This is a genomic window from Kribbella sp. NPDC050470 (assembly GCF_044458365.1).
Classification (GTDB): domain Bacteria; phylum Actinomycetota; class Actinomycetes; order Propionibacteriales; family Kribbellaceae; genus Kribbella.
In genome coordinates this window covers 472,664-487,311 of the sequence record NZ_JBITHV010000008.1, presented here as the reverse complement: position 1 = coordinate 487,311, position 14,648 = coordinate 472,664, and the positions used below count along the sequence as shown (strand labels likewise).

General features: G+C 68.2%; 12 protein-coding genes. 5 read left to right on the top strand and 7 right to left on the bottom strand.

Translation table 11 applies throughout. From position 1 onward, the window contains the following. Nucleotides 1–79 precede the first annotated feature (79 nt). From ACIBGM_RS26505 to ACIBGM_RS26495, 3 genes are read left to right on the top strand one after another with little or no spacing between them, the layout of a single operon-like run. On the top strand, nt 80–961 hold the full coding sequence (locus ACIBGM_RS26505) for a sucrase ferredoxin (RefSeq protein ID WP_396387021.1): 882 nt from the start codon (nt 80–82) through the stop codon (nt 959–961). Beyond that, nucleotides 958–1,455 (top strand): carbonic anhydrase, encoded by a 498-nt coding sequence (locus tag ACIBGM_RS26500; RefSeq protein WP_360536420.1) that lies wholly within the window; start codon nt 958–960, stop codon nt 1,453–1,455. The genes ACIBGM_RS26505 and ACIBGM_RS26500 overlap by 4 nt, the downstream gene beginning before the upstream one ends. An 18-nt stretch (nt 1,456–1,473) precedes the next feature. Next, the gene (locus ACIBGM_RS26495; RefSeq protein ID WP_360536422.1) at nt 1,474–3,348 is read left to right on the top strand and encodes a beta-L-arabinofuranosidase domain-containing protein; all 1,875 of its coding nucleotides are present in this window, start codon (nt 1,474–1,476) and stop codon (nt 3,346–3,348) included. Nucleotides 3,349–3,351: 3 nt separating this feature from the next. Here ACIBGM_RS26495 and ACIBGM_RS26490 read toward each other — a convergent pair whose 3' ends face one another. Further along, the gene (locus ACIBGM_RS26490) at nt 3,352–3,651 is read right to left on the bottom strand and encodes a hypothetical protein (RefSeq protein ID WP_360536424.1); all 300 of its coding nucleotides are present in this window, start codon (nt 3,649–3,651) and stop codon (nt 3,352–3,354) included. Between the two features lie 60 nt (nt 3,652–3,711). Between ACIBGM_RS26490 and ACIBGM_RS26485 the strand changes: the two genes are divergently transcribed. Next, complete coding sequence (locus ACIBGM_RS26485) at nt 3,712–4,353, top strand: helix-turn-helix domain-containing protein (RefSeq protein ID WP_360536426.1); 642 nt, start codon at nt 3,712–3,714, stop codon at nt 4,351–4,353. Here ACIBGM_RS26485 and ACIBGM_RS26480 read toward each other — a convergent pair. Next, complete coding sequence (locus ACIBGM_RS26480) at nt 4,337–5,122, bottom strand: carbonic anhydrase (protein ID WP_396387020.1); 786 nt, start codon at nt 5,120–5,122, stop codon at nt 4,337–4,339. The two genes, ACIBGM_RS26485 and ACIBGM_RS26480, sit on opposite strands and share 17 nt — an antisense overlap. Nucleotides 5,123–5,254: 132 nt before the next feature. Here ACIBGM_RS26480 and ACIBGM_RS26475 point away from each other — a divergent pair, with 132 nt between their 5' ends. Then, nucleotides 5,255–6,547 (top strand): hypothetical protein, encoded by a 1,293-nt coding sequence (locus ACIBGM_RS26475; protein ID WP_396387019.1) that lies wholly within the window; start codon nt 5,255–5,257, stop codon nt 6,545–6,547. Here the strand turns inward: ACIBGM_RS26475 and ACIBGM_RS26470 are convergent. Genes ACIBGM_RS26470 through ACIBGM_RS26450 form a run of 5 tightly spaced genes read right to left on the bottom strand, consistent with a single transcriptional unit; the run spans nt 6,544 to nt 14,538 of the window. Then, a complete protein-coding gene (locus ACIBGM_RS26470) occupies nt 6,544–7,773 on the bottom strand; it encodes a Gfo/Idh/MocA family oxidoreductase (RefSeq protein WP_360536358.1) in 1,230 nt (409 codons plus the stop codon). The genes ACIBGM_RS26475 and ACIBGM_RS26470 overlap by 4 nt on opposite strands. Nucleotides 7,774–7,783: 10 nt before the next feature. Next, a complete protein-coding gene (locus tag ACIBGM_RS26465) occupies nt 7,784–8,614 on the bottom strand; it encodes a carbohydrate ABC transporter permease (protein ID WP_360536357.1) in 831 nt (276 codons plus the stop codon). Next, entirely contained in the window at nt 8,611–9,597 is a 987-nt protein-coding gene (locus tag ACIBGM_RS26460; protein ID WP_396387018.1) for a carbohydrate ABC transporter permease, read from the bottom strand. Before ACIBGM_RS26460 ends, ACIBGM_RS26465 begins: the two co-directional genes overlap by 4 nt. Continuing rightward, on the bottom strand, nt 9,597–11,066 hold the full coding sequence (locus ACIBGM_RS26455; RefSeq protein ID WP_396387017.1) for an ABC transporter substrate-binding protein: 1,470 nt from the start codon (nt 11,064–11,066) through the stop codon (nt 9,597–9,599). Before ACIBGM_RS26455 ends, ACIBGM_RS26460 begins: the two co-directional genes overlap by 1 nt. Nucleotides 11,067–11,070: 4 nt before the next feature. Next, on the bottom strand, nt 11,071–14,538 hold the full coding sequence (locus ACIBGM_RS26450) for an endo-1,4-beta-xylanase (protein ID WP_396387016.1): 3,468 nt from the start codon (nt 14,536–14,538) through the stop codon (nt 11,071–11,073). Between the last annotated feature and the right edge of the window lie 110 nt (nt 14,539–14,648).

Sequence of the window (14,648 nt, the reverse complement as noted above, 5' to 3'; positions counted from 1 at the left end):
GCTGCCGTACGGTGATTCCGTGACCGCACGACTCGACGCAGCTGGCCGGCCTGGCCTGTGTTCGACTTTCTGTCGGGAGTTGCGTGAGCCGATGCCCGGTACGGCGGTTGTCGCCAGCGGCTGGGTGGTCGTCGAGCAGCCTGGGCCGTGGGGTGCGAAGGCGCCGACGCAGAGCCATCTCGACCCGGAGTTCGGTCGTGCGATCGACGAGGCGTGCAAGAAGGCGGACGTGCGGTTCGGGCTGATCCGCTCCCCCGGCCGCCATCCGGACGCGGTCGAACGGTCACACCAGGTGTACGTCGCCTCGACTCGTCCCGGCCGGACTTGGCTGCTCGGTGGAGCTGTCGCCGACCCGGTGCAGCTGGACGAGCTCGACCTCGACGCGATCGGCCGAGGCGATCAGGATGCCGTGATCGACTCGCTGCCCACGCTGAGCGTGGTCGACGAGCCGGTGATGCTGGTCTGTACCAACGGCAAGCGCGACGAGTGCTGCGCGCTGCTTGGCCGGCCCTTGGTCAACGCGGTCGCCGCGGTCGCGCCGGGCCGGGTCTGGGAGGCGAACCACCTCGGCGGACACCGGTTCGCGCCGACTGCGACTGTGCTCCCCTTCGGCACGATGCACGGCCACCTGACTGCCGACACCGCCGTCGGCGTACTCGAGGCCGCGCGTCGCGGGGAGACTGTGCTGACCGGCCTACGCGGGCGGTCGACCTGGTCGAAACACGGCCAGGCGGCGGAGATCGCCGTACGTGAGCTCACCGGTGAGCTTGCGCTGGATGCCCTCAGTGTGGCGGGCGAAGACCTGGGAACCGTGACCGTGGTGCATCGCAACGGCCGGTCCTGGAATGTGCCGGTCACCAGCGCACCGGCCGATCCACCTCGTCCGGAGTCCTGCGGAAAGGAGCCGTTCGCCATGTCGATCCTGCGTGCCGAAACCCCAGTGCCGGGTGACGTCCGATGAGCAGCGGATTCGAGGACCTGCTGGCCGCCAACGCCGACTACGCCGCCGACTTCCACTACGGCGGGTTCGACGGGATCGCGCACGCCGGCGTCTGCGTCGTCACCTGCATGGACTCGCGGATCCCGCCGCTGGAGATGCTCGGGCTGAAGCCGGGAGACGCGAAGGTGCTGCGCAGCGCCGGCGGCCGGGTCACCGAGGTGACGATGACCGGGCTGGTGCTCGGCGTCCAGCTGCTCGGCGTCCGCCGGATCATGGTCATCCCGCACACCCGCTGCGCGATGGCCGCGATGTCCGAGGACGACCTGCGCGCCAAGGTCGAGGCCGCCGCCGGCAAGCCGGCCGGCTACCTGCCGATCCACGTCATCCCCGACCAGCTCGAGGCGCTCCGCCACGACGTCACCGCCGTGCGCGACCACCCGCTGATCGGCGACGACATCCTGGTCGGAGGGTTCATGTACGACGTGGACACCGGCCGCCTCACCCAGGTCGACTGACACTTAGGAGCTGCTTCCGTGCCGGGTTCCGGCCACCCTCAGTTCACGCTCGCTCCCGCCGCCCTCCGCCCCTTGCCGCTGGCAACTGTCCGGCCCACCGGATGGTTGCTGGAGCGGCTGCGTCTGCAGGCCGACGGGATGGCCGGTCACCTGGACGAGTTCTGGCCCGACATCGCACGCAGCGGCTGGATCGGCGGTGACGCCGAGGGCTGGGAGCGCGGACCGTACTGGCTCGACGGCATCACCGGCATCGCCTACCTGCTCGACGACGAGCGGCTGCAGGCGAAGGTACAGCGCTGGGTCGACTACATCCTCGACCATCAGCACCCGGACGGCTGGTTCGGGCCGCGCTCGGGCGAATCGACGTACGCCGACCATGACGTCTGGCCGCGGATCATCGTGCTGAAGGCGCTGCTGCAGCACTATGACGCGACCGGCGACGAGCGGGTGGTACCGGCCGCACTGCGGTTCCTCCGGCTGCTCGACGTACTGCTTGACGAGTGGCCGCTGCAGGAGTGGGCGCGGTCGCGGTGGACCGACGTGGTCTGGGTGATCAACCAGCTCCACGATCTGACCCGCGAGGACTGGCTGCTGCCGCTGGCGGCGAAGTGCCAGGAGCAGGGGTTCGACTGGTTTGGGTACGCCGACGACCTCCCGTTCCGCGGGAAGGTGCCGGACGCAACCTTGCAGGCCGCGAAGGACGAGCACGACGGCCTCTGGATGAACGACGTCCACCTGTCCTCGCATGGTGTGAACGTCGCGATGGGGCTCAAGGCGATGCCGGTCTGGTCGCGGCACGATTCCGCCGAGGATCAGCAGGCCCGCCTCCTCCGGCTCGTCGCGGCGTTGGACGAGCACCACGGGCAAGCGAGCGGCTTGTTCAGCTGCGACGAGCACCTGGCCGGTCGCCACCCCAGCCAGGGCACCGAGAACTGCACGGTCGTCGAGCACCTGGCGTCGCTCGAGGTCGCCCTCGAGTCCTACGGCGCCGTCGAGCCACTCGCCGACCGGATGGAGCGGCTCGCCTTCAACGCGCTGCCCGCGAGTGCATCGGCCGACGAGTGGACGCACCAGTACGTACAGCAGGCCAACCAGGTGATCTGCCACGTCACCGAGGACCGCATCTACACCAACAACGGCCCCGACGCGAACGTCTTCGGCCTCGCGCCCCACTTCGGCTGCTGCACGGCCAACCGACACCAGGGCTGGCACCGCTTCACCACCCACCTCTGGATGCACTCGCCCGACGGCGCCCTCACCGCCCTGTCCTACGCCCCGTGCTCCTTCTCGTACGGCGACCTGTCCGTCGACGTCGCCACGTCGTACCCGTTCGAGGACGACGTCACGATCACGGTCAGCGGCTCCGGCGTCGTACCGCTCGATCTCCGTGTCCCCGCCTGGACCACCGACGCCACCGTCGACGGCAAGCCGGTTGCCGCCGGCACCATTCACCAGGTACGACGCGACTGGTCCGGCGGACCGCACGTCGTTCGACTGCATCTCCCGGCCGCGGTGCAGACGGTCTCGCGGACGGCCAGCACCTTCGAACGCGGTCCACTGGTCTTCGCCCTTCCGATCCCCGAGACCAGGCACCGCATCGGCGGCGACGACCCGCACGCGACCTGGGAGATCCACCCGGCCGGCCCGTGGAACTACGCCATCGACCCGGCCACGATCGAGGTCGACCGCCGGCCGCTGACCGGGCACCCCTTCGTGAAGTCCCCGATTCAGCTCCGCGCGCAGGGCCGCCAAGTCCCCTATTGGACGCTGGAGCACGGCGCAGCCGCCGCACCCGCGCCCAGGCCCGCCACCACCGGCGACGCGCAGGACCTCACGCTCATCCCCTACGGCTGCACAACCCTGCGCGTCACCGAGCTACCGCTGACCTCGTAGACCTCAGAGCTCGTCGACCACCTCGATCTCCTCGACCGCGGAGGTGCCCTCGCGGACCAGGGCGAAGGCTGCCTTCACCTCGGGGAGGTTCGGGGCGAGCTCACGCACGGACTTGAGCGTGTCCATCGAGTCCCAGCGCCAGACGCCGACCCACTGGCCATCGGGCAGCCGGCCGAGGCGCGCCTCGGTCAGACCCGGCGTGGCAGTGCGCACGGCCTCGACCAGGGCGGTGTGGCGATCCCGTACTTCGGTCGCCTCGACGGTGTCGACAGCTTCGAATCGGGTGACTGCGATGAGCGACATAACTAGTGCCTTTCTCTAGAGTTGACTTATAGCGAACGAATCTAGAGATAGACTCTAGTTATGACTGTTGTCAAGCGGCCCAACCGGCGGGCGGAGAAGGCGGCCGAGACCCGGCGGCGGATCATCCAGGCAGCCACCGAGCTGTTCGTCGAGGACGGGTACGGCGCGACCAACCTGCAGGACGTGGCCGACCGGGCCGGGGTCGCCGTACAGACGATCTACTTCGTCTTCGGCAACAAGCGGGCCCTGCTCAAGGAGCTCGTCGACGTGACCATCGCCGGGGACTCCGAGCCGATCGCGACGATGGATCGCCCGTGGTTCACCGACGCCGTCAAAGCGGCGACGGCCGGAGAGATGCTGTCGGCGTACGTCCCCGGCTCGAGCGCCGTGCTGCAGCGGGTCTCACCGATCATGCGCGTCCTGGAGGCCGCTGTAGCGAACGACCCCGAGGTCGCCGCGCTGTGGCCGCAGGACGAGGACCTGCGGTACGTCGTCCAGCGCGCAGCCGCAGACGCGTTGGTCACCAAACCAGGCGCACGCGAGGACCTCACCGCTGAGAACACGGCAGACATCCTCTACGCCATCCTCAGCCCCGAGCTCTACCTGCTGTTCACCCGCGACCGCGCCTGGTCCCACGAGCGCTGGCTGCAGTGGGCCGGAGAGACCCTCCGCAGCCAGCTCTGCGTCACTGGTGGAGCATGACCTTGCCGGTGTCGAGCTCGTAGTAGGCGCCGACCAGTTTGAGCTTGCCGGACTTCTCCAGCGGACCGATGACGGGTGACTGGCGGAGCGTGGCGAGCACGAGGTCGACGTTCGCGTGGATGGCGTTGGTGAGGCGGTCGCCGGGTTTGCCGGCGACCTGCCGGACGGCCGGGGCGAGGGTGTCGACGAGGTAGTCCATCTCGCCCGCCTCGGCGGTGCGCCGGCCTGCGTCGACCGCCTTCATCGTCGCGGTGAGCGCGCCGCACCGCTGGTGGCCGAGCACCATCAGCAGCGGTGTGTGCAACTCGGCGACGCCGAACTCCAGGCTGCCGGTCACCGAGTGGTCGAGCGCTTCGCCGGCACTCCGGACGACGACCAGGTCACCGAGCCCCTGGTCGAAGACGAGCTCGATCGGCACCCGCGAGTCCACACAGCCGAGCACGGTGGCGAACGGGGTCTGACCCTTGCTGACGGCAACGCGGCGCGCGATGCCCTCGTCCAGGTTCTCCTCGCGGTCGGCGACGAACCGGGCGTTGCCTTCCTGCAGGCGCTGCAGCGCCTGGTTGCCGTCAGCAACCGGCGGCGCGGAGGGCGGGTAGGTGCCGGCCAGCGTGTGTCCGGCGGACGAGGCGACCGACGAGGGCGTCGTACCGCCGCCGGCTCCGGCGACGAGAGTAGTCTGCAGGGCGGTGGTCAGGAACCGGCGCCGCGAAGTGAAAGCCGCAGTATTGGGCGCCGCCGCCTGGCCGCGGCGAGATGTGATGCTCAACGATGTGCTCCTTGATGAGGGCGGCGTGGGCGATCGCCGCCTTCTGAAGGTAACCCCTTGCATACTGTCTGCAATACCCGGGGTGGTCAGTAATCTGATCGGGTTCCGGGAGAGATCTGATAGACAGCCCTTATGAGACTCCGCCCCAGCTCGTTCTCACGCTCCCTGCTCATCGGCGCCATCGCCCTGACCACTGCCCTGTCGGGTGCACCGACCGTCCACGCCGCACCCACCACCGGCTGTCTCGACACCGCCGTCAAAGGCACCGTCGAGGAGCAGCGCCTGGACAACGGGGTCGCCGGCGGCCCGTCGGTGCCGGCCGAGATCCTCCGCCGCTCCGGCTTCGACCGGCACGTCGCCCTGTTCACCCGCCTGCTGTGCTCGGCTCCCAACAAGCACGCTGCCGCCGTCCTCGTCCGCACCCAAGGCGAGGCCCTCTGGCGTACGGCGACCCATCGCGCACAACACCCGCAGACGCAGCCCGACGCACTGCCCGCCACCGACGACCGCGGCCTCTACTGGGCTCGCATCTCGATGGCCCTCGCCCTGCGGCAGTGGCAACCGGACTTCACTATCGGTACGGCGGACCGCGCCGGCCTGATCCGGTCACTCGAGTACAGCTCCCGCGGCATCACCGGCACCCGGTTCGCACCCGGCGTGCAGAAGATCCTGGTGACCGGCTTCGACCCGTTCACGCTCGATGCGGACATCCGGATCGGCAACCCGTCCGGCGCCAACGCCTTGACCCTGGACGGTCAGCGCTGGGTGGTGAACGGCAAGACGTACGAGATCCAGACCGTCGTCTTCCCGGTCCGGTACACCGACTTCGACGAGAACATGGTCGAGAACGCTCTCGCCCCGCACTACCGCCCAGGTCCACAGCGGGCTGATCTGGTCATGACTGCGAGCCAGGGCCGGGTGGGCATCTTCGACCTGGAGGTGTTCAACGGCCGGCGCCGTTCGGTCAGCTCGATCGGTGACAACAACAACCTGTGGGGCGGTGGCACGGTCAGCGCACCGGTCGTCTCCCCCAGCATGCCGGCGGGTCCCGAGTGGCTGACCTCCAGCCTGCCGCTGGCCCGGATGGCGCAGGCCGAGGTCACGCCGTTCCGGATGCGGGTCAACACCAGCGTGCTCGAGATCCCGGCCGGTCAGACTCAGCCCGTCCGCCAGCCGCTAGGCCCGACGCCCGGCTCGATCGCGTCCGAGGGCGCCGGCGGCGGCTACCTGTCCAACGAGGTTGCCTACCGCAACACCCTGCAGCGCGACCTGCTGGACCCGTCGATGCCGGCTGGTCACCTGCACGTTCCGGTGCTGTCATTCGACGCGGCGAACAAGACCGCGATCACCGACCCGACGTACGAGGCCAACCGGGAGGCGATCGTCCGCGGCTCCCATGCCGCGCTGCGTGCCGCCCTCGGCTAGAGCTTCAGTACGTCGGCAGTCCGCACGGGCTGACCGGTTTCGAACGAGCGGTTGGCGGCCAGGCCGGTGACCAGGGCCAAGGCCGCCTGCCGCGCGTCCGCGACGTCGGCACCGTGCGTCGGATCGTTGTCGAGGAGTGCGGCCAGGACCCGCGGATCGGCGCCACCATGGCCGGTGTGATCAGGCTCGACCGTGTGGTCGACAGGCGGCGACCACAACGGGCGAAGCGTGATGCTGGTCCGAAATGTCGACTCTTCGACATCCAGCTCCAGCCGGCCGCGCGATCCGTTGAACATCACCCGGTAGCCCTCGGCCGGTGAGTAGGCGGTCAGGTGGTACGTCATCGTCGCGCCGGTGTCGTACGACACCAGCAACGCCATGTCGTCCTCGATCGTCACGCCCGGCGCGAACACGTTGCGGTCGCGGTAATACCCGTCCTCGCCCTCCGCGTCCAGGTACAGCTCCCGCATGGTCGCGTTGTCCGCCAGATGCAGAGCGAACGGGTCGTCCAGCGCCTCGGCGGATCCGTGTGCTCGTGCGTAGTCCCGTGCGTACCCATGCCGTCGACCAGGACCGTAGAAGGCCAGCTGGCCGCGCCCGTACACCAACTCCGGCTCGGCGCCGAGCCACCAGTTCACCAGGTCGAAGTGATGACTGGCCTTGTGGACCATCAGGCCGCCGGAGTTCGCCTTGTCGCGATGCCAGCGCCGGAAGTAGTCCGCGCCGTGCGATACGTCGAGCAGCCACTCGAAGTGCACGGAATGCACGTCACCGATCGCGCCCTCGGCCAACAGTGACCGCACCCGCCGGTGCACCGGGTTGAACCGGTAGTTGTACGCGACCGACAGCGACCCGCCCGTCTCCCGGACGGTGTCGAGGATGCGCTGCGCCTTCTCCGCATCCGTCGTCATCGGCTTCTCGCAGATCACCCGGACACCGGCCCGCAGCGCCGACTCGATGTACCGGTCGTGGGTCACGTCGACGCTCGTCACCACCAGCAACTCGATCCGCTCGACCCGCAGCATCTCGTCGAACCGCGCCGGCGGCCACTGATGAGCGGTACGGCGGCCGGCTGCCAGCAGCATCCGGTTGTGGAAGGCCATCCGGACCGAGTTCGGGTCGCACAACGCCACGACGTCGTACGCGTCCCGCTTGGCGAGTCCTTCGGTGAACAGTTGCGCGCGGTGGCCGGCTCCGACGATCGCCGTCCGCACAGGTGTGGACATGGATGACCCCCTATTGCTTGACCGCGCCGGCCAGGCCGTTGACGAAGAAGCGTTGCAGCAGCAGGAACAGCAGGACGATCGGAGCGAGCGTGATCACCGTCCCGGCGCACAGCAGCGTCCACTCGGTCGAGTTCTCGCCGATGAACGCGTACATGCCGATCGCGAGCGTGCGCAGCTCCGGCCGGCCGAGCGTGAAGACCAGCGGGATGAAGAAGCTGTTCCAGGCGGTGATCGCGGTGAACAGGCCGACCGTGGCCAGCATCGGGCCGGACAGCGGCAGCATGATCCGCGCGAACGTCTGGTGGAAGTTCGCGCCGTCGACCTGGGCCGCGTCCTCGAGCTCACGGTCGATCGCCATGAAGTAGCCCATGAACAGGAACGTGCCGAACACGACCCCGCCGGACGCCTGCACGATGATCACCGCCCACAGGCTGTTCAGCAGATGCAGCCGCTGCATCAGGTCGAACACCGGGATGATGGTGTAGCCGTGCGGCAGGAACAGCGTCGCCGACACCAGCCCCAGACAGAAACCACGGCCCGGGAAGCGTGTCCGGGCAAGTACGTATCCCGCGGTGGACGTGACTACTAAAGTAACCACCACCGTCCCGAGGGTGATCAGAAAAGTGTTCATGAAGTAGCGCCCGAACGACGCCTCGCGCCAGGCGTCCAGGTAGTTCGACCAGAGAAACTGCGATGGCATCGGGTTGAGCCCGCGGCCGAAGAACTCGTCGTCACTCTTCAGCGAACTGCCGAGCGCCCAGAACAACGGGTACAGCCAGGCCAGTCCACTGACCAGCAAGGCGACATGCGTCATCGCCGTCACCATCCGCCGCCGAGTCATCGCGCGCCTCCTGTCCCCCGGCGCCTCGCGAGAGAACGCAGTACGACGACCTGGACCACGGAGAACACGATCAGCAGCAGTCCGTAGATGAACGACGCCGCCGAGGCGAGCCCGATGTCGGGCTGGACCGCGTTGGCGTTACTGCCGCCGAAGGCCAGGTGGTAGATGTAGGTGTTCACGACCTCGGTGGAGAAGTACGGGCCGCCGCTGGTCAGCACCTGGACCAGGTCGAAGATCTGGAAGGTCCCGATCACCGCCAGGACGACGATCACCACTCCGACCGCCCGCAACATCGGGATGGTGATGTACCGGAACGTCGCGATCCGGCCGGCGCCGTCCAGCCGGGCCGCCTCGTACAGCTCCTCGGGGATCGTCTGCAGCCCGGCCAGGAAGTACACCAGGTTGTAGCCGAAGGTGTGCCAGATCCCGACCAGGATGATGATCGCCATCGCGAAGTGCGGGTCCCCGAGCCAGTCGACCGGCCGGTCGATCACGTGCACCTTCAGCAGCAGGTCGTTGATCGACTCGCCGAAGTTCGACACCAGGAGCTGGATCACGACCCCGATCACCGCGGCCGACGTCACCACCGGCAGGAAGAACAGCGTCCGGTAGAAGGAGGCGAACCGCAGCCGCTTGTTGTTCAGCACCAGCGCGAGCGCGAGTGCCAGCACCAACTGGATCGGTACGACGAAGGCGGCGTACACGAAGGTGTGGCCGAGTGACCGCCAGAAGATGCTGTCGTCGACGATCTGCCGGAAGTTGTCCAGCCCGACGAAGTCGGTCGGGTCGCCGATGCCGTCCCACTTGTAGAACGTGTACCCGAGCGACGCGATGATCGGGTACACCACGAAGCCGAGCAGCAGCACCATCATCGGCGCCAGGTAGACGTACGACCACAAATAGGTACGGCGCCGCCGCCGCCGACGGACCGCAGGCGGCGGTCCGGCGGTGGCGACGTCGTCCCGTACGGCGGTCAGCGCCATCAGGCGACCGGTTTCGTCGTGTACGGCTTGGTCAGGTCCCAGTCGGTGAACGCGAAGTCCTTCAGGCTCGCACCGGCGCCGACCTTCTTCACCGCGTCGCCCAGCGCCTGGTTCATCTTGCCGGTGAGCTCGCTGAGCGCACCTTGGACGTCCTTGAGCTGACCGGTGTAAATGCCGGCCAGCACATCGTTGATGTCCGGCTTCACCGCCGGCAGCTCGAGCTTGGTCAGCTTCGGGTTCCGGATCGTCGGTTGCGGACCGACCACGGCGGCGCCCGACATGGCGACGTACTGCGCGAACGGCGTGAACGTGACCGCCTTCGGGTCGTTGTTCTGCGCGTAGACCGAGAGCCCTTGGCCCTGCTCGACCCAGCGCTTGCCGGCGTCCGCGCTGTACAGCCAGTCGAACCAGGCCCAGGCCTCGTCGGCATGCTTGGACTTCGACGAGACCGCGACGAACCGGCCGCCGGGCGGCCCGTAGAACAACGCCTTCGGGTCGCCGCCCGGCGTCGGCAGCGTGACCAGGCTGTAGTCGGTGAACTTGTGCTTGGTCCACTCCGGCTGGTTCCAGACCCCGCCGACGGTCATCCCGAACCGGCCGCGCTCGAAGAACGCCCGCGCCTGCTCGTCGGAGATGCTCATCGAGCTCGGGTAGAACCAGTTCTTGTTCTTCCACTCCAGCAGCAGGTTGATCACGTCGGCGTAGTTGCGGTCGGTCCCGAAGGTCCACTGCCCGACCCGGTAGTCCATCCCGTCGATCCCGCCGACGGCGGCGCCGCCCGGCGAGCCGGCCCCGCGGACGAACAGATCGAGCCACCAGGCCAGGGTCGTGTTCGTCGAGTTGCCGAAGCCGAACGGCGACACCTTGCCGCCGCTCTTCGACGCGATCGCCTCGGCCGCGCGGCTCACGTCGTCCCAGGTCTTCGGTAGCTTGACGCTGCCGTCGGGGTTGGTCAGCCCGGCCTCCTTGAAGACGCCGTGGTGGATGTACAGCTGCAGGGACGGCGCCGGGGCCGCGAACGGCGCGGTGTAGACCTTGCCGTCGAACACGTCGACACCTTCGACGAAGCTGTTCTGCGGGAAGCGGGACTGCCAGGACTTCGTCGCCCACTTGTCCACCGGCATCAGCCAGCCCTGCGAGACCTGCTGGCTGAGCTGCGGGCTCTTCGGGATCATCAGGATGTCCGGCGGGTTGTTGCTGCGGTACGCGAGCGAGACCAGGTCGGCGTACTTGTCGCTGACCTGCGTGGTCTTCTTGACCGCGATCCCGGGATTGGCCTGCTGGAACAGCTTGATCTCGTTGTCGACCCAGCCGGCCTGGCTGGCGTACCAGTCCCAGTAGGTGATGGTGGTCTGGGCCTTCGAGCCCTCGCCGCTGTCGCCCGACGAGGAGCAGCCGGCGACCGCTCCCGCACCGGCCAGCGCCGCTGCACCGCGGAGCAGGGTCCGTCGTGAGATGCGTGATGACATGGGTTTACCTCCGATGAATACTGGCGGCCGCGCCGCACGCCGGTGACGTGGACGATGCGGTCTGGGTCAGGGTGCCGAGCCGCCAGGTGAGTGGACTGCCGTCCCAGCTGACCGCGACCCGGCGCGGCCGCTGGAAGGGCAGGAAGTGAACGGACTGGCCGCGGTCCGACGGTCCGGGGCTGAAGTAGTTGTCGCTCCCGACCGGGACCGGGATGTAGTAGTTGTTGGCGTTCGAGTAGCCGAAGTACGCCGTGTACGTGTTGTCGACCGAGTTCCGTACGACGCAGGCCGCGGTCGGCTGCACCGGGTTGAACGCGGTCTGCTCGACACCGGCCGGTTGCAGGGCCGCATCGTCGACGTAGACGTTGTCGTTGGCGACGACCCACTCGGCCTTGGTGAGCGTGCCCGTCCAGCTGACCGGGATGTTGTTCGCGGCAACCTTCGTCCAGCCGGACGCATTCACCGCGGCCGACGCCAACGGCACGGTCGCGACCGACCCGTCCGACTTCGTCAGCTTCAGCTGCACCTGGGCGGTCCCGGTGCCGGTCGCCAGCCGGATCCAGGCCGAGGTCTTGTACGACGCTCCGTTCGCCACGGTCACGGTTTGCGTCGGCGTCGTACCGAGGATTGCGGTGGAGCCGCCGTGCACCTGAGCGGTCTGCGCGGTGCAGGACGTCGAACAGGTCCAGTTGTCGGTGCCTTGCTCGGCGTCACCGTTGGTCAGGAGGTCGCGGCCGGCGACCGGCTTGGCCTTCGGAGCGAACGAGGTGTCGTCGACCAGGAGGTTGCCGGTGCCGGTCGTCGTACTGATCCACCACTCGGCCTTGGTCAGTGTGCCGGTCCAGGCGACCTTCGTGTTGGCCGCGGAGATCCGCGTCCAGCCGGTGCTCGTCACCGGTGCCTGACCGAGCCTGATCGTGGTCGATCCGGTCGAGGTGGTCAGCTTCAGGCTCACCATCGCGGTGTCGGAACCACTCGCGAGCCGCACCCAGGCGGACGAGTCGTACAGACCGCCGTTCACCACGGACACGCCCTGCGCCGGGCCGGCCCACGCTGCTGCGCGTCCGGTGATCGACAGGTCGCCGCTACCGGTGTGCGGAGTCGTCGCCGCGTTCTTGAGGGTGCATGTGCCGAGGCAGTACCAGCCCGTCGTACTGGATTGGTTCTCGAGCGTCCCGTTCACCAGGACGGACGGCGTCGGCAGGTACGGCGTTGTCGCCGGCGGACCCTGGGCGGGTGGTGGCGTGCCGTCGGTCGGCGTGATTCTGATGTCGTCGAGCGTGCACTCCGACGTGGTCGGGTTCGGGTTGGACCAGGCGAACACCTGGATCCACTTCGTCCCGGTCGGAGGCGTGAATGCCGCGAGCTTCTGGGTGTAGGCGCGTTCGTCGGCGTAGGTGAGCTCGTACTGGAAGGTCGGAGTACCTGCCGTCGCTCCCCCGCGCACCCCGATGTAGCACTGGGTGCCGCCGCCGTTGAGGCGTCCCCAGCCGGACAGCAGGTAGCTCGTGCCCGGCGTCAGGCCGGTGATGTTCTGGGTCACGCCCGACCCTGGGCTGAGCGAAAGCGCTGTGTACCCGCTGTGCGCGTTGGCGGCAGTCGATGGGCCGGTGCCGAGCGGAGTCCAGCCGCGGGTGCCGCTCTCGAAGTCGCCGTCGCCGACCGGGTTGGGTTGCGCGGTCCGGACCGTGGTCGCGATGCCGTCGGCGATCACCTTCACGGAGGCGCCGGCCGTGGTCGGCATCGGTACCTTGACCTGCTTGGAGATGCCGTTCACGGTGACCGTCACCAGGTAGTCACCGAGGAAGCCACGCGTCCCGAACGTCCCGCCGGCGCTCGTGTGGCCGTTGACGCTCGTGTGCCACTGGCGCTTGATCAGGTCCTCCCAGACCAGCGCGTTCGGCTTCGGCGACCAGTCGGCGTTGTAGAGCGCGACCCGCGGGTTGTAGATGTTGTTCGCCCAGATCCCGAAGTTGCTGATCTGGTTGACGTTCGGGTTCGAGAACATCGCGGTCATGAAGTCGCGGGTGTAGTCCGCCTGCAGTTGCAGGTCATCGGTGTCCACGTCGAACTCGGTGATCGCCACCGTCACCCCGAGCGCGGCGAACTGGTCGACGATCGTCATCAGGTCGTCCGGAGAGGTCAGCTGCAGTCCGTTGAAGTGGCTCTCCATGCCGACCAGGTCGATCGGCGCACCGGCCGCCTTCAGCGACTGCACGATGCCGTAGACATGGTCGCGGTGCCGCTTCTCCCAGCCGTTGTTCTCCAGCAGGCCGTAGTCGTTCAGCGCCAGCGGCACGGTCGGGTCGGCCTGGCGGGCCAGCCGGAACCAGGACTCGATCTCGCCCGGACCGAGGATGTCCTGCAGGCTGTGCTCGGAGTACGGCTCGTTGACCACGTCCCACTCGTCGACCATCCCCTTCAGCGTGGTTGCCTCGTCGGTGATGTGGTTGTTCACCCGGGCCCGGAGCGCGGCCGGATCGTTCTGCAACGTGACCAGGTCCGGCGGCATGTAGCCCCAGGACGGCCAGATCAGGGTGTGGCCGCGGACCCGCAGACCGCGTTCCCGCATCCACTGCAGCGCGGGCATGGTGATCGTGTCCCGCTCGACCTGGTTCTCCCAGTGGTTGCTCCACTTGAGGTTGTTGCCCAGGGCTCCTTGATTGAACAGCGTCGAGGCCTTGCTCTGGTACTGCGCCAGGTCGCTCGCGCTGATCCCGCTGGACGGGTCGCCGATCAGCCGCGACCCGTCGGAGGCGGCGCCGAACTTGAACGCGCTGGTCTGCTGCACGGCGGACACGGTCGCGCCGCTGACCGGATTGCCGGCCGGGTCGACGACGGACACGGCCAGGTTTCCCTTGCGGTACTGGTCGATCCTGGCGTTGGCCGCCGTACGCCAGGCTGCGTTGGCCTCGCGACCTTCGTACGTCACCTGCGGGTAGCCTGCTGGCGTGCCCGGCCCCCAGTCCTTGACCGAGACGCCGGCGATCTGGAACTTCTGAGCGCCGTACCCGAGCCAGAGGTTGAGGTGCGCGGCGGTCGCCGTCCCCGCTTCGTAGGTGACCGCGGCGCGGACCGGGAACTCGAACTTCTGCCACTCCGGGCCGTAGAGCAGCGCCGCGTTCATCGACTTCTTGTACGGCGGTCCGTCGGTCTCGAAGACCACGTGCGCGTTCCCCGTCGTACTGCCGGGCGTCGGCTCGATCGACCGCATCCAGAGGGTCGCGACAAGCGCGTCGCCGGCGGTCACGGTCTGGGTGGCGGCGACGCCGAGCGTGATCTCGTACTCGCCGTCGAGCCCCTGGCTCTGCGGGGCGTTCGGCACGGTGACCTCGAGGGCCTTGGTGAAGTTCGGGTTGCCGGTGATGGCGACCTGCTCCGTCGAGTCGGCAGGCAGGTTCTTGAACTGCGTGAAACCGGCAATCGGATCCGCCGGCAACACCTCGAACGGCACCACCTCAGCCCGAGCCACAGGCTGCCCCACCACCCCCACAACAACCACAACAACCGCAGCGGCGGCACTGGCCCAACGCCGCCGTCGAGCGGAGCGAGGGGGAGGGGGTATTTCCTGGTTTTTGATCA

What these genes read in the sequence shown, in the direction of transcription:
- ACIBGM_RS26500 (WP_360536420.1), top strand. Translation starts at nt 958, where the DNA reads ATGAGCAGCGGATTCGAGGACCTGCTGGCCGCCAACGCCGACTACGCC.
- ACIBGM_RS26490 (WP_360536424.1), bottom strand. Translation starts at nt 3,651, where the DNA reads ATGTCGCTCATCGCAGTCACCCGATTCGAAGCTGTCGACACCGTCGAG.
- ACIBGM_RS26485 (WP_360536426.1), top strand. Translation starts at nt 3,712, where the DNA reads ATGACTGTTGTCAAGCGGCCCAACCGGCGGGCGGAGAAGGCGGCCGAG.
- ACIBGM_RS26475 (WP_396387019.1), top strand. Translation starts at nt 5,255, where the DNA reads ATGAGACTCCGCCCCAGCTCGTTCTCACGCTCCCTGCTCATCGGCGCC.
- ACIBGM_RS26470 (WP_360536358.1), bottom strand. Translation starts at nt 7,773, where the DNA reads ATGTCCACACCTGTGCGGACGGCGATCGTCGGAGCCGGCCACCGCGCG.
- ACIBGM_RS26465 (WP_360536357.1), bottom strand. Translation starts at nt 8,614, where the DNA reads ATGACTCGGCGGCGGATGGTGACGGCGATGACGCATGTCGCCTTGCTG.
- ACIBGM_RS26460 (WP_396387018.1), bottom strand. Translation starts at nt 9,597, where the DNA reads ATGGCGCTGACCGCCGTACGGGACGACGTCGCCACCGCCGGACCGCCG.
- ACIBGM_RS26455 (WP_396387017.1), bottom strand. Translation starts at nt 11,066, where the DNA reads ATGTCATCACGCATCTCACGACGGACCCTGCTCCGCGGTGCAGCGGCG.